The following is a 20,781-nucleotide window of genomic DNA, read 5'->3' as shown; positions in this document are numbered from 1 at the left end:
GCCAGGGGGCCAGTTCAGAACGCCACTGAGTCGAGGTTGAACGAGCTGTCGTAGCGGATCTTGGCCAGCGCGGTGTGCACCTTGGTGCCCGGCCGGTTGCCGACCGGATCGCCACCTTGTGCCCAGTTGCAGGTCCCGTCCTTTGCGACGAACAGGTATCGGTTCGCGCCGCTCCACGGCTGATACCAGGTGCCCTCGACCCGGTCGCCGCTGTCCCGGTCGTAGTAGCCGCCTGGCTCCTCGCCACTGACGCCGTCGAATACGACCCGGCGCGACCAGGTGTCGTAGCTGTCGTCCGACACGTTCTCGGCGGTGAAGTAGAACGCGGCGTTGGTGCCGGCCTTGGTCCGCTTCTCGACCTTGCCCACGACGGTGCCGATCCGGGCCTTGAAGGCGGCGTGCACGTTTCGGCCGAACATCCCGCCGTTCCCGGCAGGCTTGGTGTCCGGCACGATCCAGACGAACGAGCGGCCGAGGTGGTCGGTGGCGGGAATCTCCACGTCGGCTTGGGGATCCCCCGCGGGAAGCGGGATGAACGTCCGGTCCATCGCGTACAGATGCCCTCGGGCACCACTGACCAGCCGGACCAGCCAGCAGGGCTGACCGTTCAGCTCGCCGGTCAGCTGCCGCGACAGAACCGTCTCGACCCGGACCCCTTCGTCCGTCGTCGTCGGGCAGGTGGGTGGTCCGGCCGTCGCCTTGCCCTGCGGCAGCGCCCGTTTGAGCGCGCCGGTGATCGCCTCGATCCGGCCGTAGAGCTTGCCGCCGTCGACGTCCTGGGCCGCGGTGGCCGGGATCGCCGACGCGATGATCTTCGCGATCCGGCCGGCCAGCGCGCGGATCGCCGTACCGGCCGCCAGCTCCACCGGGTTGAGTAACGTGAAGACGTTCGAGGTGATGGTCTCCTCGAGATCGTCGAGCATCCCCTCGCCGGTGTCGCCGACGATGCCGGCGAGCCGCTTGGCCGATTCCTCCAGCGTCAGGTCGGACCAGTCCGCCTCCTTCTCCTTCAGCCCGAGCTTGACCTTGGCGATCTCGATCCGCTTCTGCTCGTGCTCGTCGACCGTCTTAACGATCGTCTCCCGGATGCCCTCCCACAACGTGGAGACCACCATCGGCGGCGCGAACGGGGCCAGCTCCCGGATCACCGGGTCGGCGACCTTGCTGAGCACGTAGTCGGCGTCGCTGACCCGCTTGCGGGCGAGCATCTCGGCGATCAGCATCGGCTTCTTGTCCAGCGCGATGTAGGCCGCACCGACGTTCTCCTTCTTCTTGTACTGCGCGACGTCCAGACTCGACGCCGACGACTTGACCAGCCGGTCGAAGTCGACCTTGAGCACCGTCAGCACGCTGACCGCCGCGGCCAGCCCGACCGAGGCGGTCTTGACGTGGGCCTCTGGCACGTCCGCCATCACGTCGGAGGTCGTCTCCAGGGCGCCCATCCCGTTGTCGGTGATTTTCAGCCCGGCCTTGGCGCTGTCCTGGTAGGTCTGGTACTTCGGGTTGTCCGGGTCGGTGACGATCGCTTTCATCGCCTCGAACTCGAGTGCTTCCTGGGCGTCTTGCTGGCTGGTCGCGATCTTGCCGGCGATGTCGACCGCGATCTCCTTGGCCTCCCGCCAGTACCGCGCGTAGGCGACCCGGGCGTCCGAATCCGGATCCGGCTGCTCGCCTTCGGCGGTGATCGCCTCGACCAGCCTGGCCGCCTTCCCATGCCATTTGGTCGTGTCGCCGCGGACCTGGCTGAGATAACCGACCGCGATGAGCAACCCGCGGCCGTGGCCGGTGTCCTGTACCAGCTCGAGATCGGACAGACCGCGCAGTGCCTTCGTCAGCTCGTCGAGCACCCTGTTCTGCAGGGTAAACAGCGCCATGTGGCCGGTCAGATCGTCGAGGATCTGCTGCCGGGGGACTGGCCGGCCACCCTCCAGGTCCCCGGTCTTCACCGTATGCTTGATCGACTGGTGCCGGTAGATCTCCTCGATCCACTCCTCCTTGTCGGCGGCGCCCGCCGAGATCACCCGGCCCATGTTGAGCGGCCCGACGATCCGGATGAAGTTCTTGAGCTCGAAGCCGGTCCTCCCCATGGCTTCCTTCAACTGGGCCTTGATCTTCTGCTTCAGTTCGGCCTTGGCCTCCTCGGTGCCGACCGGAGCTTCCAGCGTCGTGTGGTCATTCATGCTGCTCCACCCATCGTGAGTTCATCGGTTCAGTTCTCGGCCTCGCTGAGCTCTTCCTCGAAGATCTCAGCGAGCACCTGCTCCACCTCGGCTTGCGACAGTTCGGTGACGAGCGAGCGGTCCAGTTGCTCCAGCGAAGGAACGAGCAGGTCGGCGACGAAGGTGTCGACGACCTGGTCCAGGTCGGCGGCGCTGTCGGGCGCCAGGCGCAGAACGCTCAGGACCGTGGACAGCCACTCGACGAGTACCTCGTCAGGTTCCGACTGCCAGCCCGGCCAGCGCTGGTCCAGCTCCTGCGGTACCCATTCGTGCCAGTTGCCGCGGTCTTTGGCGAGTTCGTCCAGCTGGACCAGTTGTTCGTCTGTCACCCAGTCGAGCTGACGAGTGCCGGCGGCCGTGATCTCGTCGACCACCGTGCCTTCCACGCCGGTGTCGCCACTGGCCGCGGCGGCTTCGGCTTCCGATGTGTCCTCGGGGGCGAGGGCGAGTAGGGCTTGGTCTAGCCAGGGGGTTAGTTGGGATGGTGGGGCTTCGGTCCAGCCGGGCCACCAGGTGTCTAGTTGGAGGGGGAGCCATTGGCGCCAGTCGCCTCGGGTGGGGGTTAGGGAGTCGAGGTGGGTTTGCTGGTCTGGGGTCAGCCAGTCCAGGGCTCGTGGGTCGGAGGTGGGCTGGGTTGGGGTGAGGCTGGGGAGGGCCTGGGTTAGCCAGGGGGTTAGTTGGTCGGCGGGGGCGGTGCTCCAGTCGAGCCACCAGGTATCCATCTGGAGGGGGAGCCACTGGTGCCAGTCGCCGCGGGTGGGGGTGTGGACCTCCAGTTGCGCCGCCTGTTCGGCGGTAACCCAGGTCAGTGCGCGGGCATCGAACGCCGCCTCCTGCTGGGGAAGGAGGCTGGGGAGCGCGCTGTCGAACCAGTTCGTGAGTTCGGTGGGCGCGGCCTTCGACCAGTCGGGCCACCACTCGTCGAGTTGGCGGGGCAGCCATTCGCGCCAGTCGCCTCGGTCGGCGGTCAGCGGGTCGAGCTGCGTCCGCTGGTCCGGGGTGAGCCAGCCGAGCGCGATCGACTGGATGCGTTCCTGGACCCAGTCCTGACGAGTCTCGTCGCCCTCGTTCTCCCAGCTGGGCCAGGTCTGGTCGAGGTACTTGCCGAAGTACTCCGGCCACTCCCTCTCCCAGGCCGAGCTCTGGCTGTCCTCGAGCTGTTGCCGCTGGTCGTCGGTGAGCCAGTGGAATGCTTCCGCGTCGGTCACGGGGTGCTCCCTTCGGTCGAGATCCGCGCGCTGCGGGCCGCTCCGGGCGGCATGAATCACTATCGGCAGGCAGGCTGGACCGACGGGGAAGACGTCGGACCGGAGATCGTGCACGCACGGATGCCCGATGGGGCGGACGGCCGGGCCGGGCGGTCAGAAGAACTTGCGGAGGTCCCGGCGGGACGAGATGCCCAGGCGCGTGAAGACGTTGCGGAGGTGGTACTCGACGGTTTTCGGCGTGATGTGGAGGGTCGCCGCGATCTCGCGGTTGGTGCGGTTGTCGAGGACCAGGTCGACGACCTCGCGTTCGCGGGCGGTGAGCTGGGGAGACGGGATCGCGGCGGGGTGGGTGGTGAGGATCGCGAGGTCGGCTCGGGCTCGGTCGCGGTAGGGGGTTGCGAGCAGGGCGGTGAAGCACTGGTCTGCGGCGGTCAGCCACTGGGTGGCAGCAGATGTGTTGCCTGCTTGGAGAAGGTGCCGGGCGTGGGCGTGGTAGAGCTGGCCGTCAGCTAGGCGGGGGCGGCTTTCCATGGTGGTGGAGAGGTGGCGGGCGGCTAGGGCGATTGCCTCGGGGAGGTTGCCTTCCGCAGCGGCTTGTTGGGCGGAGAGGCGGATGACGGTGGAGGCGAGGACCACGCTGGCGGTGGTGCGTTTGCGCAGGAGGGAGAGTTCGGAGGCTGCCTCGCGGAGTTGGCCGGTGGCTTGCAGGGCGTCGATGAGGAGTGGTTGCCACCAGGGGCTCCACCACTCGTGCAGGCCGGAGGTGCCGCCGTTGCGGAGGTTGGGGACGGCGCTGAGCGCTCGTAGTACGCCGGAGTGGTCGCCGCGGGCTTGGTGGAACAGCGCGGCCGCGATCGCGGCGTACTTGAGGTCCTGGGGACCGCCGACTCGTTGAGCAGCGGTGACGGCGGTTCGGACCAGTTGGTCGGCCGTGTCCCAGTCGCCGCGGGCGGACGGGACGATCGAGGCGACGAAGGAGAGGATGACGTCGTTCATCGCCGGCTGGTCGTCGTCCGCGAGCATCGAAGCGCGACGCAGGGTCCGGACACAGGCGTTCCACTCGCCGAGCTGGTACTGGACCGCGGCCAGGTAGCAGTGCGGGGTCACACCGGACAGCATCGGAGCGCCGGCCTCCTGACGGCGTACGACCTCGGCCAGGTCTCGCTGTGCCTCCTCCACCAGGCCGACCATCGCCCGCAACGCCCCGCGGCAGGACAGCGCCTCCAGGTGGCGGGAGGGGATGTCGGCCGCATGCTCGGACAGATACCGGAACTCCTCCAGCCCGGCCGGCAACCCGTCCTTCCTGGCCCGGGCCACCCCGCGCAGGCAACACACATAGTCCCGCAGGGGAGCCGGTACGCCGACCGAGCCGAGCGCGAGTTCGGCGTAGACGAGGGCGTCGTCGTCCTGGCCACGCCAGACGCTCACCCCGGCCATCCCGGCCGCGGCCGAGCCGTGCACCCAGGTGTCCTCTCCGGTAGCTCCGAACGCATGCAGGAGATGGCGCTCGGCGGAGCTGCGGTCGCCGGTCATGTACAGGTCGCAGAGCCCGAGAGCCAACGAGCGGAGAGCGCTCGGGGCACAACGGTAGGCTCGCTCGCGCAGCTGTTTGGCCCGGCCCCGGCGCGAGCTGAGCACCAGATGGATCATCGACCTGAGCAGCAGTTGCTCGCTGCGCGGACTCCAGGGCGTCAGGCCGGCTGCCCAGTCCAGGAAGGTCGCTGCCGTTCCGTGGTCGCCGTCGGCTGCCTCGTCCTCGGCGGCCTGCTCGAGCTGAGCAGCGAGGGTGGCGTCCGTGGTTCCGGCGGCGGCAACTCGGTGCCGCCAGGCGAGGAATGGTTCGACGGTGGCCGCGGCACGTTCGTGCAGCTGGCTTCGACGGGCCGGTGACATCGCGCCGTAGATCGCTTCGCGTTGCAGGTCATGGGTGATCGCCACCGGGCCCGCGGGTTCTGCGGGGGACCAGGTGGCCAGCCCGGCCTCGATCGCCGGGCCGAGCGCGTGGTGGGCGGATCCGAGCCCTGCCACGTCGGCAGCCTGGGACAGCAGTGGCCGGCCACCTAGGACGGCCAGTGCCTCCAGCAACGACCTGGAGGCGCTGGGCAACTTGTCGAACGTCTGCCGGATCGCGGTGTCGACCGAGGGCGGCACCGCCAGCCGCCAGTCCATGCTGCTGAACCGCTGGGACGAGATCTCGTTCAGCATCGTCCGCAGCATCAGCGGATGCCCACCGGTGTAGGAGTGGAATCGCCGAGCCACTCCGGCGGGCACCTGCCGCCCGGCCAGCGCCCTCGCCAGATCGCTGACGTCCACCAGGTCGAGCCCGGCCAGCTCGAGCGACAGATCGGCCGGGATCCCGCGGATCAACCGCTCCAGCGCCGGATCGGGGGACTGGTCTGTCCCGGTCCGGGTGGCCAGTACGACGATCAGCCGCTCGGTCCACAGCCTGCGAAGTACGAACCGGAGCGCTTCGAGGGAGGAATGGTCGGCCCACTGGACGTCGTCGACGACCAGCGCCACGGGGCTGCGGCGCTGGAGCTCGCCGAGCGCGTCCAGTAGCTGGCTGCCGACCGCGAGCGGGTTGGCGCCGGCCGGTGCGCCGGAGCCGAGCGATGCCGTGCGCGCGCGGATGTCCGCGGGGGTCTGCAGCAGCAACTGGTCGATCACGCCCAGATCCAGCAGCGACTCGGCCGGATCGCCGGTGGCCGACAGGACCGCGAAATCGCCGATGGTGGTGAGGAACCGGCGGATCAGGCTGGACTTGCCGATCCCGGCCGCGCCCTGGATCACCACGGTCGCGTGCTGGCCGAACCGGACCTTGCCGGCCAGGTCGGCGAGCAGGGCGATCTCATCCGTGCGGCCGACGAAATCTCGGTCCGCACGCTGCGCGGTGCCAGGGGTCATGGGCGCCTCAACTCCATGAGGGAGCAACCGACCGGCCGCCTGCGCCCCCGAAGCGACACGTCATTTGATCAACTATCGAGAGTGCCCGGAAGTTACGCGGAATCCCGGAGAAAATCTCGATGGCCCCGGCCGAAGCCCCAGGCAACGGTCCCGGGGCTCTGGGCAACGACCTCGGAAGAGGATCAGGTCCAGGCCGGTATCAACCCAGCAGGACCTGGCCGGTGGCAACGATCGTGCTGGTCGGAGCGGGCGCGGGGTCGTTGCAGGTGAGCACCTTGTCGCCGGCCCGGGCGAGCGGCTTGCCGTTCACCAGGACCAGCACACCGGTGGCGATCAGCGTGCCGCGGTTGTCCGGCTGATGGGCGAAGGTACCGCCGGTGGGCACGTGCGGCGGCTGGTTCACCGCCACGCTGCCGTGGACGGCGGCCGGCTTCCCCTCGATCAGTACGTCCGTGCTGCACCCGGTGAGGATCCGCCCGGTGAACGGCATCGAGCGGGGCGTCGGGACCGAACCGCCCGACGCCGGGACCAGCACGATGTGGATGTCGGTGCCGATCACCTGATCACCCAGCTTGGCCGCCGGCTGCGGCATCGCGACTCCCCTCCGTGATCCGGCCCATCGGCCGTCGGGGCACCCGGTCCGGACTGTCCGCCGGGTTGTTGCCGACGGCAGCGGATCCGACCCCCAGATCGATGATGTCGGGCGGTCCCGCGATCTCGGTGATGACGACGGGCGCCACCGGCGCCGTGACGACGAGGTCGAGGAACGTCCGGGGGCGGACCCCGAGGGCCGGCCAGATCTCGGACGCGGCGGCCGGCGTACCGGTCCGGCCGATCGTGATGGTGACCGGGCCTTCGGCGTCGGCCAAGGTGCCGGCCAGCAGTTCGCCGGGGACGGTCGGATGGTGCGCGACAGCGCGGAGTACGCCGCCGAGCAGGTTCAGCTCACGCTCGTAGCTGGCTGCCCACGCGGTGACGAGATAGCAGAGGTCGTACCGCCGTTCGGCCGCGGTACGACGGATCACCCGGCCGGTGTCGTCGCGATCCTCCGACCAGCCGCGGATCGCACCGTCGGCATGGCTCTCCCTGACCAGGTGCAGGAACAGCCCGACGCAGCCGGGGCCGTCGTCGCCTGCCAGTTCGCCGGACCAGGTGTCGCAGGGCGGCTCGGTCCGGAGCAGCGTTCCGGCCGGCAACTGCTCACAGAGCAGCGCGCCGACGGCCTGTTCCACCTCGTCCAGCATGCAACCCACTGTTCGGCCCGGCCGGGCAGCCACCCAGATCCTTCCGAGCAGCGGTCCGGGCGTCCGGATTGGCCCGATCAGGCATCCATTCGTGCACCGGCTCTTATAGCGGCCGGACTCCGCGGCGGCGCACGCTGACGGCAGATCGATCCGTCGGTCCGCAAGCCCAGCCAGCCAGGAGGTCCGGATGCCGTCGTACCTGTCCCCAGGGGTCTATGTCGAGGAGGTCTCCTCGGGTTCGAAGCCGATCGAGGGCGTCGGGACCGCGGTCGCGGCCTTCGTCGGGTTCGCCGAGAAAGGCCCGCTCGACGAGCCGGTACTGGTCACCAACTGGACCCAGTTCGTGGAGACCTTCGGCCAGTTCACCGAGGGCGCGCTGCTGGCCCACTCCGTCTACGGCTACTTCCTGAACGGCGGCGGCACCGCGTACGTCGTCCGTGTCGGTGGTGGCCCTGGGCAACGATCCGGGGAGCCGGTGGAACCGGCCGCGCGGGGTACCGAGCTGCCGAGCAACGGATCCGGCAAACCACTCGTCGTCCGGGCGATCGAAGGCGCCGCGGGCGGGCCGCTGACGGTGGAGGTCCAGGAGGCGTCCGAGCCGGCCGACGAGACCTTCAAGCTGGTCGTCCGATCGGGCGAGGACGAAGAGGTCTTCGACAACATCACCACCCGGCGTGGACCGGCCAACGTGGTCACCGCACTGCGCAAGTCGCGCTGGATCGCGGCCGAAGAGGTCAAGGGCGGCGCTCTGGCCGTACCGGAGACCGGGAGCCGGACCACGGTTCCGCGCAACGAACCGGTACGCCGGACGGCCGGCGCCGCCGAGTACATCGGCGACGCGGAGGAGCGAACCGGGTTCTCCGGTCTCGAGGCCGTCGACGACATCACCATGTTGTGCGTCCCCGACCTGATGACCGCGTACCAGGCCGGCACCCTCGACCTCGATGGCGTCAAGGCGGTCCAGTCGGCGATGATCGCGCACTGCGAACTGATGTCCGACCGGGTGGCGATCCTCGACCCGCCACCGGGACTGCGGCCCCAGCAGATCAAGGACTGGCGGCTGAACGTGGCCGGCTACGACTCGAAGTACGCCGCCCTGTACTGGCCCTGGGTGAAGGTCTCCGACCCGCGCAGCGGCAAGCCGCTGATGATGCCGCCCAGCGGGCACGTGGCCGGCGTCTGGGCGCGCAACGACGACACCCGCGGGGTGCACAAGGCGCCCGCGAACGAGGTGATCCGGGGCGTGCTCGACCTGCAGTCCTCGCTGACCCGTGGCGAGCACGACCAGCTCAACCCGATCGGGGTGAACTGCCTGCGGTTCTTCCCCGGCCAGGGCATCCGGATCTGGGGAGCGCGCACGCTGTCCAGCGATCCGGAGTGGCGCTATCTCAACGTCCGCAGGCTGTTCAACTACCTGGAGAAGTCGATTCTCGGCGGGACCAACTGGGTCGTGTTCGAGCCGAACGACCCGTTCCTGTGGTCGTCGGTGGAGCGCATCATCGGCATGTTCCTGCGCCGGGTCTGGCGGACCGGGGCGCTGTTCGGGCGGACCCCGGAAGAGGCCTTTTACGTGAAGTGCGACGCCGAGAACAACCCGCCGGAGAGCAGGGACGCGGGCATCCTCACCGTCGACATCGGGGTGGCGCCGGTCAAGCCGGCCGAGTTCGTGGTCTTCCGGCTGGCGCAGTTCGCCGAGGGAACGGAGCTGCAGGAATGACGGGCACCACTTTCGCGACGGTCGCCGGGAAGGCGCTGAGCCCGCCGGTCGTCAGCGCGCCGCGGTTCTTCGTGATGTGCGAGGGATGGACGGCCGGGATCGGGTTCTCGAAGCTGGCCGGCTTCACCTCCGAGGTGGAGATCCAGGAGTACTCGTACAACGGGCGGCTGGGCAACGTGCACAGCAAGCAGTTCGGCCGGGCCAAGGCGCCCACGATCGTGCTCGAACGCGCCCTGGACCGGACCGGGTTCGCTCAGCTCTACGGGTGGCACGTGCTGGCCCGGGCGAACAACCCGCTGGCGAAGCTGCCGGCCTCGTTCGACATCTGTGACAGCTCGGGCGAGCCGGCGATGGCCTGCCTGCTGGAGAACGCGTGGTGCTCGAAGCTCGAGCTCGACGCCGCCCAAGCGGGCGGCGCGGCCGTGCTGATGATGCGCGCCACCCTCAGCTGCGACTCAATCATCCAGCTGTGACCTCGCTGCGACGAAAGGATCGATGAGATGGCGACCAACGAGGGAATCGTCAGCGCCGCGAGATTCGTGGTCGACTTCCCCGGCGCGATCGGGCGGATGGACTTCTCCGAGCTCGGCGGGATCAACTCCAAGGTGGCGTCGCAGGAGTACATCTTCAGCGACCCGCAGGGCCAGATCGTGCACACCAAGCAGTTCGGCAAGACCGAGCCGCCGACCATCAGCCTCAAACGCGCCGTCGACAAGACCGGTACCAACGCCTTGCTGGTCTGGCACGAACGAGCCCGCAACGGCGATCCGGGGGCCAAGGTGGACGGCACGCTGAGTGTCTTCGGGCCCAGCTCGCAGCAACCGACGGCGGTCTACATCCTGCACAGCGCCTGGCTGATGGAGGTGAGCATCACCGCGTTGAAGGCCGGCGCCTCGGACGTGGCGATGATCGACTGCAAGCTCACCTGCGAACGGATCGAGGGCAAGCAGTGAGCGTGGCCGGGGTGGTCTCGCCGGCCGGGCTGCGGACGGAGTACCCGTTCGTGCTGCCGCGCGGGTTCGTCGACGAGCAGGGTGTCCTGCATCGCGAGGGCGTGATGCGGCTGGCGACCGCCCGGGACGAGATCAGCACCCAGACCGACCCGCGGGTGCGGCAGAACCCGTCGTACCTGACCGTGCTGCTGCTCGAGCGGACGCTGGTCCGGCTCGGGGCATTGCCGATCGTGGACACGCTGGTGGTCGAGTGCTTGTTCGCCTCCGATCTGGCCTTCCTGCAGGACCTCTACCGGCGGATCAACCAGAGCGGGCACACCGAGGTGGACGTGACCTGTCCGTCCTGCGGGCACGACTACGCGGTCGACATCGCCGGTGATCTGCCGGGGGAAGCCTGACGACGTACCCGGCCGAACGCCTCTGGGAAGAGGTCGTGTACGTCGCCTACTACCTGCACTGGTCGCACGCCGAGATCCTCGATCTCGAACACGGCGTCCGGGCCAAGGTGATCGAGGGAATCGGCAACATCCACACCAGGCTCGACTGAATCGGAGGTAACCGATGCGCTGGCCGTTCACCCGCAAGCCGGCCACTCCACCGGCCGCCCCAGCCCTGTCGACCACGGCGGCCCCGGTGGCCGGCGACCTGGTGCGTTCGCGGGCGACGCGGGCCTGGATGGGAGTGCCGGTCCTGGACCCGGCAGTGTCGATGCGCCCGCCGATTCTCGTTCCGCTGCTGGAGGCGCCGGAGATCGCCGGCGCCCGTCAGCTGGCACGGCAGCCGGAGGAACTGCTCGGCATCCGCCCGGAACCCCTCGGAGTCGAACTGCTGAGAGGACCGGACCACGGACGAGGAGCACCGGCTTCCCAGCCAGGTCCGCCTGGTACGACGCGCCGCGCCGCGCGACTGGCGCCGCCCCGACGCCACGCCGTCGGCCACCCACGCGATGAGCTGGACGGTTCGAGCGGTGTGCCCGACGGGGCGAGCGATGAGCTGGACGGTTCGAGCGGTGAGCTCGGCGGGGCGGGCGATGGGCTGGGCGCTTCGAGCGGTGACTCGGGTGACGGGAGCGCTCGGCGTGGCCGGGTGACGGACAGAGCCGGACGAGCACGCGGGGAGAGCGAGCGGCTCGGCGGGGAGAGCGAGGAGTTGGCCGGGGGGAGCGAGGGGTTCGGCGGTTCGAGCGGTGACTTGGGTGACGGGGGTGCTGGGCGTGGCCGGGTGACGGGCAGAGCCGGCGGGGCGAGTGAGGGGTTTGGCAGGGCGAGTGAGGGGTTCGGCGGAGCGAGGGACGGGGGCGGTGCGGAGGGGGACGGGGCTGGTGGGGTGTGGGACGGGGATGGGGCGGAGTTGGGGGGTGCGGGGGGTGAGGTTGTCGGGGTGCGGCGGGCGCGGGTTGTACTGCGGGGGGCGGGGGACCGTGGCGTGTTGACGCGGGTGACGGCGGAGTCGGTGGGGGTGCCGCGGGAGCCGGATCGGCCGTTTCGGAGTATCGGGGAGTACGAGCGGATGCTGGCCGAGTTCGAGGCGAACGATGTGGCCGGCCTGGCGATGCTCACCGGGTTCTCGTCGGTCGCGGCGCCACCGCCGGTCACGCCGGTCGCTACCCCGGCGTCGGAGGTCCGGCAGTTGCCGCGCCCGAGCCTGGCAGAGAGCCGAAAACGAGGGCTCAAGGCAACCACTTCCACCGAACCCGATCCCACCGAACCCTCACCCCACCCGCCCACCACCCCAGACGGAAGCGCGCCCACAGGCCACAACGGGCCTCCAGACCGGAGCGGGCCCACGGACCGGAACGCGCCCACGGACCGGAGTGCGCCTACGGACCGGAGTGCGCCTACGGACCGGAGTGCGCCTACGGACCGGAGTGCGCCTGTGGACTGGAGTGGGCCTACGGACCGGAGCGGGCCCATGGACCGGAGCGGTGTGGTGGGCCGGGGGGTCCCGCGGGAGCCGTCTGAGCTGCCGTTGGCGGCCGAGCTGCCGTTGCCGCTGGAGGTGCCGTTCGCGCTGGGGGTGACCGAGCCGGCCGAGTCGGCGGGATTTGGTGGTTCAGCTGTGCTGCCTGCCCGGGGCGAGGCTGCTTCAGGTGGCTCGGGACCAGCCGATCCGTCCCATGAGTCCAGCGAGTCCAGCGAGTCCAGTGAGTCCGGCCGGGACTGGTGGTCCGGAGATGGCGGTTCATCACGCGGGGCCGACGGGCCAGGTTCGGCCGGGCGGGCCGAGTTGATTGGTCGGAATCGGGCGGTGCAGGCCGACATGGTGAGGCGGGCGAGGTCGGAGGAGGTGGTTGGGCTTCGGTACGAAGGGCGGCTGGCGGTTGGGGTGGCGCCGGATTCGTTGGCGGAGGCAAGCGTTGGTCAAGAGGTGATGCTGCGACTTGGTGGAGGTTGGGGCAGCACCTCCGGGGAGGTGCCGGTACGACGGGGACCGGCGGTGGGGGTGCGGGCGAACGAGCTTGGTGCGCGGGCGTTTACGGCTGACGGAGTGGTGTATCTGCCGGCGGAGGCTGGTGAGCCGAGCGACCCGGCTGTGCAGGGCCTGCTGGCTCATGAGTTGACTCATGTTGCTCAGCAGCGGGTTCTCGGGGCGAACCTACCGTCGGCCGACTCAGCGGAGGGGCGATGGCTGGAGGGGATGGCGGTCCGAGCTGAGCAGCGGCAACGGTCGTCGGGGGTCGCGATTCCCCTTGTACACAAGCCGATCGAGCATCCGTCCGCCGGTCCAGCACCAACAGAGCGCATCCAGGCGGCACCGGTCGGCGCAGAGCTGACCTGGTCGATGCCGGACCACTTCCTCGGTGACAACCAGCTGCTTTCAGAGCCAGCCGGGAGCGAGTTCACTCAACCCCACGATCCGGGCGAAGGCGTACCGGCAGCACAGGACCCGTCCGACGGTTGGTCGCCGGCCTGGCAGCGGCCGACCGCGCCGGCGGCGACGACCGATCCGGGCGTGCTCGACCGACTGGATCGGCTGGAGGTCACGCTGGACGAGATCCAGGACCGGTCCGGCCCGGACCTGACCGACCTGGAGGTCAGGCTGGACGATCCGTCGCTGCTCAGCCGGCTCGCCGAAAGGCTCTATGCCAACTTCCGGCATCGGCTGCGTTCGGAGTTGCTCATCGACCGCGAGCGCCATGGCGCGCTCGCCGATCCGCGGTAGGAGGAGACGCCATGACACCGTCGCCGTTGTCGGCCGGCAAGGGACTGGAGCAACTCACCGGCCAGGTCGGTATGTCGCACCGGTACGTGATCGACATCGACAAGTCCAGCTATCAGCTCGGCTCGTGGAGCAAGGCCGCGGGCCTCGGCGTCAGTTGGCAGAAGCTCAGCTACCGGCCGGGCAACGCGACCCACGAGACCATCGTGCCGGGCAACGTCAGCTACCCGAACATCAGCCTCTCGCGCGCGGCGGGCGCCGATTCCGAGCGGGTCCAGGACTGGCTGAAGTCGGTCATCCGCGACCGGAGCCCGTTGAGCGGCGCGATCTACCTGGTCGACTTCCTCGGCCTGCCCGTCGTCACCTGGCAGCTCAAGGAGTTCTTCCCAATCGGCTGGCGGCTGGCGGAGTTCGACTCGGCCGGTTCGCGGCCGGCCCTCGAGACGCTCGAGCTGGCCCACACCGGGTTCTTGAACGCCGAGGGGCGGTTCGGGCGATGAGCGTCCCGGGCGTTTCGATGGTGGGCGGTGTACTGGGCACCACGGAGACGCTGATCCCCCGGCAGCCGGTCACGAAGCAGCGGGGCCCGGCCCCGGGCGTGACCATGTGGTTCAACGTGTGGGTGTCGAGACTGGACCACTCGATGTCGCTGGGTACCTGGTCGGCGTGCTCGGGGCTGGAGGTCCAGCTGACGCCCGAGGGACCGTTCGACGAGGGCGGCAACTACGCCGTACCGCACTATCTGCCGGGCAAGGTCAGCTACGGCAAGGTGACGCTGGAACGAGCGATGACGTACGCCGGTTCGCGAAAGGTGCGGGAGTGGCTGGAGGAGCAGGCGGCGGAGTGGAGCGCCGGCCGGGACTCCGAGGTGCTGAAGAAGAGCGCCACCACGACCGTCGTCGTCGAGTTGCACAGCGGGCCTGGCAAGAAGGACCAGCTGATCCATAGCTGGAAGCTGACCGAAGCCGTCGCGGTGGGCTGGACGGTGCCGCCGTTCTCGACCTCCGGCGGCGGCATCGCGATCGAGAAGCTGACTCTGGTGCACGGTGGCTTCCTGGACGGAACCGAACGGCAGCCGGTCAAGCTCAGCCTGGTCGACAAGGCCGATGAGAGCGAATCGCTGACCTTCGAGTACAACCCGGCGAAGATCACCCTGAACCGGAAACGGCAGGTCGACACCGGACGGAGCACGGTCGACAGCTCCGCCCCGATGGTCGATCCGAACGCGGTGGCCATCACCCTGGCGGACCTGCGGCTGGAGGGCACCGAGACGGTCAAGACCTCCGTGAAGAAGCTCAGGAAGTGGATCGAGCTGCGTTCCGACCGGTCGTCGTCCGCGGGACCGACGCCACCACCCGCGACACCAGGCACTCGCCCGGTCTGCGAGGCGTGCAAGCGACTGGAGCCGTCCCCCGACAGTGACACCGCCCCCGGATCACCGGTGGTGCTGAAGCTGCTCTGGGGAGCGGGTGGGGGCGGTCTGCCCAAGGAGATGCTGCTGAAGGGCTTCGACCTGCACTTCGTGCGGTTCACCTCGGCCGGCGTACCGAGCCGTGCGACCGTCACGCTGACGCTGGAGGAGTACAAGGGCGCCAACACCGCGGGTGGCGGGCTGAGCAAGGGCCGGTCCGCGCCGGGGCGGTCTCGATGACCATCGTGGCCGAGCGGGAAGAGCCTGCTGCCGTCCGGCCGACCGTGTACTGCGGGCCGGCCCGGCAGCCGCTCGCGCAGGACCTGGCCGACTGCATCATGCGGGTGGTGGTGGACCAGAGCCAGCGGCTGCCCGACATGTTCGAGATCGTGTTCGACGACCGGGGGCTGCTGGACCAGCTGTTCGCCCGGCTCGCGATCGGTACCGAGGTCGGCATCGCTGCCGCGTCGCCGTGGCGGTCGGGCGATCCGCGGATGCTGATGACCGGTGAGGTGACCGCGATCGAAGCGGAGTACGGCGAAACGGCGTTCGTCACCGTGCGCGGCTACAGCCAGGACCACCGGCTGCAGCGGGTCCGCCGGACCAGGACCTTCGTGAACATGTCCGATGCCGACATCGCCCGCAAGATCGCCCGCGAGGCCGGGCTGACGATCGGCGAGATCACCCCCGGCCGGGTTGTCGAGGAGCACGTCGGCCAGGTCAACCAGACCGACTGGGAGTTCCTGACCGCGCGGGCGGCGGCGGCCGGCGCCGAGGTCGGTGTCGCCCAGGACAGGTTCTTCTTCGGGGCGCGTACGCCGGCGCCGCCGATCGCGTTGCTGATGCTGTCCAACCTGCGCGCGTTCGCGCCGCGGATCACGGCCGGCAATCTCGCGCCGGAGGCCGAAGTGCGGGTCTGGGATCCGCTGGCGGCGACCGTGGTCAGCGAACGGGTCAAGCTCGCGGCGGCCGATACCGTGGTCGGCGCCGGGCTGGGCGAAACAGTTGCCAAGGTCAACGATCGCCCGGCGGCGCGGGCGGCGGCGAGTGGTGAATGGGGTCCACCGCCGTCGGCCGAAGCGACCGTCCTGGCAGACCGGCCGCTGTCGTCAGGTGCCGGGATCAGGCCGGCTGCCAGGCGCCGGGCCGGCGGACTGGCCGAGCGGCTGGCCGGCACCTTCGCCGAGGCGGTCGGCGAGAGTGTCGGCGACCCCTGGCTGGCCGCCGGGCAGCTTGTCGAGGTCTCCGGCGTGGCCGCGCCGTTCGCGGGCCGGTGGACGGTGACCAGAGCGCGACATGAGTTGGAGCACGGCCGGTATCGGACCAGGTTCGAGGTGAGTGGCGGGCACGATCGCAGTCTGCTCGGGCTTGTTCGTGGTGGTCAGGGCGCCGACGACCGGATCGCCGGCGTGGTCTGCGGCATTGTGAGCAACAACCTCGATCCGCTGGGGAAGGGCCGGGTCAAGGTGATCCTGCCGTGGTTGTCGCCCGACTACGAGACGGGCTGGGCCGCTGTCGTCCAGGCCGGCGCGGGTGAGCGCAGCGGCGCGCTGTTCCTGCCGGAGACCGGTGACGAGGTGATGGTCGGCTTCGAGTTCGGCGATCTCCAGCGGCCGTACGTCCTGGGTGGGATCGTCAACAACCGCAGTACGTACGGACTCGGCGCGCCGGCGATCCGGGCCCAGGGCAACAGTGCGGCCGTGCAGTGGCGCGGGCTCGTCGCACCGTCGGGATCCCGGTTGGCCTTCCACGACGAGCTGACCGGGCAGGCCCGGGTCGACCAGGCCGAGATCCTGCTCGGCAGCGGGGACGGGAACCTGACGCTACGGATCGACCAGGTGGCCGGTGTGGTCGCGCTCCGAAGCGTGCCCGGGCAGTTGACCCGGCCGGGAGAGAAGGGCCGGTTGGTGATCGAGTGCGGTCCCGGTGGCGCGATCGACATCGTCGCCGGGGCCGGCGGCGCGGTCACCATCGACGGTGGCGCGGCGCTGAACCTGAAGGCCCAGCGGCTGAATCTCGAAGGCGCGCAGATCACCGTGAACGGGACCGGGCCGGTCGAGATCAAGGGCAAGCCGATCAAGCTGAACTGATGGCCGGAGGAGACTTCATGACGACGCAGGCTGTGGCCGGGCTCCGGTTCCCGCTGGAGGGCGCGACCGGACGACTGGGTTTCGCGCGCGGGATCGACAAGCTCGAGCAGTGCATCCGGCTGGTCCTGCTCACCTATCCCGGCGAGCGGGTGATGCGCCCGGACTTCGGCTGCCGGTTGCGCGACTTCCTGTTCGAAGCGGCCACCCCGGCCACCATGGTCAGGATCGCCGACGAGATCGAACAGGCGATCGCGGCGTGCGAACCGCGGGTCGAGGTCCGGCAGGTCGAGGTGACCCCCGACGAGGCCGTCGACGGACTGCTGCACATCGCGATCCACTACCGGCCTGTCGACGAGAGTGAACCGGTCGTGATCGTGGTCGACTTCGCCACGGATCGCCACCCGGCCGCGGCGGAGGTGGCGTGATGGCGCTGCCCGCCCCCGACCTGGACGACCGGCGCTTCGGCGATCTGGTCACCGAAGCGCTCGACATCGTCCGCCGGTCCTGCCCGGAGTGGACCGACCAGAGTCCGGCCGATGCCGGCGTGACGCTGATCGAGGCGCACGCCTATCTCATCGACGGCCTGTACCAGCGGTTGAACCGGGTGCCGGACCGGCTGCAACTGAAGTTCCTCGACCTGATCGGTTTGCGGCTGGTACCACCGACGCCGGCCACCGCGCCGGTCACCTTCTGGCTCTCGGCGCCGGCCCGCGCGCCCCTGACAGTTGCCCGGGGCACCGAGATCGGCACGATCCGGTCCGGGGCCGAGCCGGCGGTCGTGTTCACCTCGACCGCCGACCTGACGATCTCTCCGTGCTCCGTGGTCGCCTTGCTGACCAGGACCGAGGACGAGCCGGACCCGGTCGAACACGACCTCGGCGCCTCGGCCGCCGTGGCCTTCTCCACCCCGCCGCGAGCCGGTGACGAGTTGCTGATCGGCTTGGACGGCGCCGCCCCCTCCCTCGCTGTACGGCTCGAGTACGGCGGGCAGACCGAGGGGCTCGGGATCGATCCGGACGATCCGCCGCTGGCCTGGGAGGCGTGGACCGGCTCCTCGTGGACGGCCTGCGACGTCGATCGGGACGAGACCGGGGGCCTCAACCGGTCGGGTTCGATGGTCCTGCATCTGCCGGCGGGACATCAGACCAGCGTCATCGGTGGGCAGCCGGCGGGCTGGATCCGGGCGCGGGTGGAGGAGCCGGGCGATGGCCAGGCCGGCTACACGGCTTCCCCGTTGGTCCGCCGGCTGGACGCGTGCAGTGTCGGGGGTACCGCGGACGCGGTCCACGCGGAGCTGGTGTTCGACGAAGTACTGGGCGAATCCGACGGAGTACCCGGCCAGGTGTTCGCGGTCGGTACCGCGCCCGTTCTGGCCGGGATCGCGAGTCCGGTGATCGAGGTGAGTTCGGAGCATGGCTGGACGGAGTGGAGCGAGGTCGACGACTTCGCCGCCAGCGGGCCGGAGGATCGGCACTTCCGGCTGGACGCGGTACCGGGTGAGGTGTCGTTCGGCCCCGCGGTCCGCCTTGCTGACGGCGGTTTGCGGCGGCACGGCGCGGTACCGGCCAAGGACGAGATCGTGCGGATCCGGGGCTACGCGACCGGTGGTGGACTCCGCGGCAACGTGCCCCGGGCGGCGATCGTGAGCCTCCGGTCATCGATCCCGTTCGTTTCGGCGGTCGAGAATCGGGTGGCGGCGCAGGGTGGTACGGACGGCGAGAGCCTGGCCGAGGCACGGGACCGGGCGCCGATGTTGCTGCGCACCCGTGGCCGGGCGGTGACTGCCGAGGACTACGAGGCGCTGGCACGGGAGGCGGTGCCGGAGGCGGCGAGGATTCGCTGTATCACCGCGGGCGATGCCGAGTTGGCCGGGACGGTGAAGGTGCTGGTGGTGCCGGCCGCGGCGCAGCGGGACGGAGAGATCATCTTCGCCGACCTGGTGCCGCCCGTGCCGCTGCTGGAGAAGCTGGCCGAGCGGCTGGAGCAAGTGCGGTTGATCGGGACGCGGGTGTCCGTCGAGCCACCCCGGTACCGCGGAGTGACGGTGGTGGCGCGGTTGGTGGCCCGGCCGCGGGTCGATCGCGACCGGGTTCGGGCGGAGGCGCTGGCGGTGCTGTACCGGTTCCTCAATCCCTTGCCTGGTGGGGGTTTCGACGGTTCAGGCTGGGAGTTCGGGCGGTCGGTGCGGTCGGGCGACGTGTATGCGGTGCTGCAGGCGGTGCGCGGGGTGCAGGCAGTGGAGGACATCCGGCTGTTCAGTGCCAATCCGGTCACCGGTGAACGTGGTACGGAGCAGGCGCGGATCGATCTCGAGCGCAACAGTCTGGTCTATTCGTTCGAGCACCTGGTCAAGGTGGAGGACCACTGATGCTGATCTGTGGCGAGTGCGGACATCACAACTCAGGACGCGACACCTTCTGCGGCTCCTGCGGCGAGTTCCTGGAATGGAACGCCCAGCGGGTAGTCCCGCCAACCCCGGTAGCCGAACCCGCTGACCCCGAGCCGCTCCCGCCGAGACCCGGCTTCCTGACCCGCCTCTCCCGAGCCACCGCCGAACTGATCGGCGGCCCACCCCTCCTCGAAACCACCCCCGCCGCCACCGCCCCCGGCACCCCGGGGGCCCCACCCCCACCGCCCGGAGCCACGCCACCCCCACCGCCCGGAGCCGCCCCGCCACCCCCGCCAGGTCGAACCCCGCCACCACCAGCAGGCGCCGCGCCGCCTCCACCACCCCCACCTCCGAGCGCTGCGCCGCCACCACCTCCGAGCACTGCGCCGCCACCACCTCCGAGCGCCACGCCCGTGCCTCCACCACCTACGAGCATTGCGCCCGTGTCTACGAGCGCTGCTCACCTGCCTACTAGCGCAGTGCCCCCGCCTCCACCTCCCAGCCCTCTGTCGTCCGCGCCGCCTCCTCCGGGCGGTGCGCCACCACCGCCTGCCCTTGCAGCGCCTCCTCCGACACCGGCAAATGCTGCGGCGGTGAAGCTGGTTGCGCCGGTTGTCGAGGAAGAGCCGGAGGAAGTGGAACCGCAGGTGGTGAAGGCGCGGCCGGGGCCGGTGCGCCGCGTGGCGCCCAGTAGCAAGCCGCGGCCGGGGGAGTTGATCTGCGGAGAGTGTGGGGAGGGCAACGACCCCGCGCGGAAGTTCTGCCGGCGGTGTGGGAACTCACTGGCTGAGGCTGAGGTCGTCAAGGTGCGATGGTGGCGGCGGCTTCGGCTGCGCCGCAGGCCGCGGGTGCTCGCGGCCGGCAGCCGCCCGGCTCGGCCCGGCGACGGCAAGGGACGGCGTGCCTACCAGTCGACGCTGCGGCGGGTGCGCGCCGGGATCGGCGTACTGATTCTCGGATTCGGTCTGCTGGCCGGGTTCTATCCACCAGCGCGCACCCTGGTCACCCAGCAGGTCGGCAATGTCAAGCAGAAGATCCGCGGTGTGGCGGACACCGCCCTGACGCCGATCAGACCGGTCTCGGTGCAGGGCCCCAGAGGATCCACCGGCCACCCACCGAAGGCGGCGTTCGACACCTTCAAGAACACCTCGTGGATCACGGCGTGGAACGAGAAGTCCCCACCGCGGCTGACCGTGCAACTCGACCATCCGGTCGCCTTGCGGAAGGTGATCGTCTCCACCGGCGACTCGACGGACTACGCCGGCCACATCCGTCCCGCGCTGCTCGAGTTCGCCTACTCCAACGAGAAGTCCGATCTGGTGCAGCTCAAGGACACCCCAGGCCCCCAACAGGTTGCCCTTCGCAACGCTGTCGGCGTCAGCTCGATCACGGTCAAGGTGCTCAACGTCTACCCGGCGCCTGACGTCAAGACTCTCGCTCTGACCGAGATCGAGCTCTTCGGAATCGGCTGAAGCCGCAAGGAGGAC

17 protein-coding genes are annotated in these 20,781 nt (G+C 69.8%); 12 read left to right on the top strand and 5 right to left on the bottom strand.

Going from position 1 to position 20,781, the window contains the following annotated elements; all coding sequences use genetic code 11:
- Window positions 1–14 precede the first annotated feature (14 nt).
- The 5 genes from ABD768_RS10685 to ABD768_RS10665 all read right to left on the bottom strand — a co-directional run bounded on the left by ABD768_RS10685 (window position 15) and on the right by ABD768_RS10665 (window position 7,575).
- On the bottom strand, window positions 15–2,180 hold the full coding sequence (locus tag ABD768_RS10685; protein ID WP_344839886.1) for a hypothetical protein: 2,166 nt from the start codon (window positions 2,178–2,180) through the stop codon (window positions 15–17).
- Window positions 2,181–2,209: 29 nt separating this feature from the next.
- On the bottom strand, window positions 2,210–3,427 hold the full coding sequence (locus ABD768_RS10680; RefSeq protein ID WP_343976763.1) for a hypothetical protein: 1,218 nt from the start codon (window positions 3,425–3,427) through the stop codon (window positions 2,210–2,212).
- Between the two features lie 153 nt (window positions 3,428–3,580).
- Complete coding sequence (locus tag ABD768_RS10675) at window positions 3,581–6,331, bottom strand: AAA family ATPase (protein ID WP_344839883.1); 2,751 nt, start codon at window positions 6,329–6,331, stop codon at window positions 3,581–3,583.
- A gap of 199 nt (window positions 6,332–6,530) precedes the next feature.
- Window positions 6,531–6,923, bottom strand: coding sequence for a PAAR domain-containing protein (locus ABD768_RS10670; protein WP_343976768.1), 393 nt, complete (start codon window positions 6,921–6,923; stop codon window positions 6,531–6,533).
- Window positions 6,895–7,575, bottom strand: coding sequence for a Pvc16 family protein (locus ABD768_RS10665; RefSeq protein WP_344839881.1), 681 nt, complete (start codon window positions 7,573–7,575; stop codon window positions 6,895–6,897). The genes ABD768_RS10670 and ABD768_RS10665 overlap by 29 nt, the downstream gene beginning before the upstream one ends.
- 187 nt (window positions 7,576–7,762) lie before the next feature.
- On the opposite strand from ABD768_RS10665, the gene ABD768_RS10660 reads away from it, so the two are divergent.
- The 12 genes from ABD768_RS10660 to ABD768_RS10605 all read left to right on the top strand — a co-directional run bounded on the left by ABD768_RS10660 (window position 7,763) and on the right by ABD768_RS10605 (window position 20,766).
- A complete protein-coding gene (locus tag ABD768_RS10660; RefSeq protein ID WP_344839879.1) occupies window positions 7,763–9,292 on the top strand; it encodes a phage tail sheath family protein in 1,530 nt (509 codons plus the stop codon).
- Window positions 9,289–9,765 (top strand): phage tail protein, encoded by a 477-nt coding sequence (locus ABD768_RS10655; protein ID WP_343976777.1) that lies wholly within the window; start codon window positions 9,289–9,291, stop codon window positions 9,763–9,765. The genes ABD768_RS10660 and ABD768_RS10655 overlap by 4 nt, the downstream gene beginning before the upstream one ends.
- A 27-nt stretch (window positions 9,766–9,792) precedes the next feature.
- Window positions 9,793–10,245, top strand: a complete 453-nt coding sequence (locus ABD768_RS10650) for a phage tail protein (RefSeq protein WP_343976780.1) — start codon at window positions 9,793–9,795, stop codon at window positions 10,243–10,245.
- A 2-nt stretch (window positions 10,246–10,247) separates the two neighbouring features.
- The gene (locus tag ABD768_RS10645) at window positions 10,248–10,643 is read left to right on the top strand and encodes a hypothetical protein (RefSeq protein WP_344839875.1); all 396 of its coding nucleotides are present in this window, start codon (window positions 10,248–10,250) and stop codon (window positions 10,641–10,643) included.
- Window positions 10,640–10,792 (top strand): DUF6760 family protein, encoded by a 153-nt coding sequence (locus ABD768_RS10640; RefSeq protein WP_343976865.1) that lies wholly within the window; start codon window positions 10,640–10,642, stop codon window positions 10,790–10,792. The genes ABD768_RS10645 and ABD768_RS10640 overlap by 4 nt, the downstream gene beginning before the upstream one ends.
- 14 nt (window positions 10,793–10,806) lie before the next feature.
- Window positions 10,807–13,407, top strand: a complete 2,601-nt coding sequence (locus ABD768_RS10635; protein WP_344839874.1) for an eCIS core domain-containing protein — start codon at window positions 10,807–10,809, stop codon at window positions 13,405–13,407.
- 11 nt (window positions 13,408–13,418) lie between these two features.
- Window positions 13,419–13,904: a phage tail protein gene (locus tag ABD768_RS10630; RefSeq protein ID WP_343976786.1), complete on the top strand. Its 486-nt coding sequence runs from the start codon at window positions 13,419–13,421 to the stop codon at window positions 13,902–13,904.
- Window positions 13,901–15,055, top strand: coding sequence for a phage tail protein (locus ABD768_RS10625; protein ID WP_344839871.1), 1,155 nt, complete (start codon window positions 13,901–13,903; stop codon window positions 15,053–15,055). Before ABD768_RS10630 ends, ABD768_RS10625 begins: the two co-directional genes overlap by 4 nt.
- The gene (locus ABD768_RS10620; RefSeq protein WP_344839869.1) at window positions 15,052–16,905 is read left to right on the top strand and encodes a VgrG-related protein; all 1,854 of its coding nucleotides are present in this window, start codon (window positions 15,052–15,054) and stop codon (window positions 16,903–16,905) included. Before ABD768_RS10625 ends, ABD768_RS10620 begins: the two co-directional genes overlap by 4 nt.
- Before the next feature lie 17 nt (window positions 16,906–16,922).
- On the top strand, window positions 16,923–17,330 hold the full coding sequence (locus ABD768_RS10615; protein ID WP_344839867.1) for a GPW/gp25 family protein: 408 nt from the start codon (window positions 16,923–16,925) through the stop codon (window positions 17,328–17,330).
- Window positions 17,330–19,273: a putative baseplate assembly protein gene (locus ABD768_RS10610; RefSeq protein ID WP_344839866.1), complete on the top strand. Its 1,944-nt coding sequence runs from the start codon at window positions 17,330–17,332 to the stop codon at window positions 19,271–19,273. Before ABD768_RS10615 ends, ABD768_RS10610 begins: the two co-directional genes overlap by 1 nt.
- Before the next feature lie 614 nt (window positions 19,274–19,887).
- Window positions 19,888–20,766: an NADase-type glycan-binding domain-containing protein gene (locus ABD768_RS10605; protein WP_344839864.1), complete on the top strand. Its 879-nt coding sequence runs from the start codon at window positions 19,888–19,890 to the stop codon at window positions 20,764–20,766.
- Window positions 20,767–20,781: the final 15 nt, after the last annotated feature.

It is taken from the genome of Kribbella ginsengisoli (genome assembly GCF_039537185.1).
Lineage (GTDB): Bacteria > Actinomycetota > Actinomycetes > Propionibacteriales > Kribbellaceae > Kribbella > Kribbella koreensis.
This window is presented reverse-complemented; position numbering and strand designations above follow the sequence as displayed.

What these genes read in the sequence shown, in the direction of transcription:
- ABD768_RS10625 (WP_344839871.1), top strand. Translation starts at nt 13,901, where the DNA reads ATGAGCGTCCCGGGCGTTTCGATGGTGGGCGGTGTACTGGGCACCACG.
- ABD768_RS10630 (WP_343976786.1), top strand. Translation starts at nt 13,419, where the DNA reads ATGACACCGTCGCCGTTGTCGGCCGGCAAGGGACTGGAGCAACTCACC.
- ABD768_RS10620 (WP_344839869.1), top strand. Translation starts at nt 15,052, where the DNA reads ATGACCATCGTGGCCGAGCGGGAAGAGCCTGCTGCCGTCCGGCCGACC.
- ABD768_RS10610 (WP_344839866.1), top strand. Translation starts at nt 17,330, where the DNA reads ATGGCGCTGCCCGCCCCCGACCTGGACGACCGGCGCTTCGGCGATCTG.
- ABD768_RS10665 (WP_344839881.1), bottom strand. Translation starts at nt 7,575, where the DNA reads ATGCTGGACGAGGTGGAACAGGCCGTCGGCGCGCTGCTCTGTGAGCAG.
- ABD768_RS10685 (WP_344839886.1), bottom strand. Translation starts at nt 2,180, where the DNA reads ATGAATGACCACACGACGCTGGAAGCTCCGGTCGGCACCGAGGAGGCC.
- ABD768_RS10615 (WP_344839867.1), top strand. Translation starts at nt 16,923, where the DNA reads ATGACGACGCAGGCTGTGGCCGGGCTCCGGTTCCCGCTGGAGGGCGCG.
- ABD768_RS10635 (WP_344839874.1), top strand. Translation starts at nt 10,807, where the DNA reads ATGCGCTGGCCGTTCACCCGCAAGCCGGCCACTCCACCGGCCGCCCCA.
- ABD768_RS10675 (WP_344839883.1), bottom strand. Translation starts at nt 6,331, where the DNA reads ATGACCCCTGGCACCGCGCAGCGTGCGGACCGAGATTTCGTCGGCCGC.
- ABD768_RS10650 (WP_343976780.1), top strand. Translation starts at nt 9,793, where the DNA reads ATGGCGACCAACGAGGGAATCGTCAGCGCCGCGAGATTCGTGGTCGAC.
- ABD768_RS10660 (WP_344839879.1), top strand. Translation starts at nt 7,763, where the DNA reads ATGCCGTCGTACCTGTCCCCAGGGGTCTATGTCGAGGAGGTCTCCTCG.
- ABD768_RS10655 (WP_343976777.1), top strand. Translation starts at nt 9,289, where the DNA reads ATGACGGGCACCACTTTCGCGACGGTCGCCGGGAAGGCGCTGAGCCCG.
- ABD768_RS10670 (WP_343976768.1), bottom strand. Translation starts at nt 6,923, where the DNA reads ATGCCGCAGCCGGCGGCCAAGCTGGGTGATCAGGTGATCGGCACCGAC.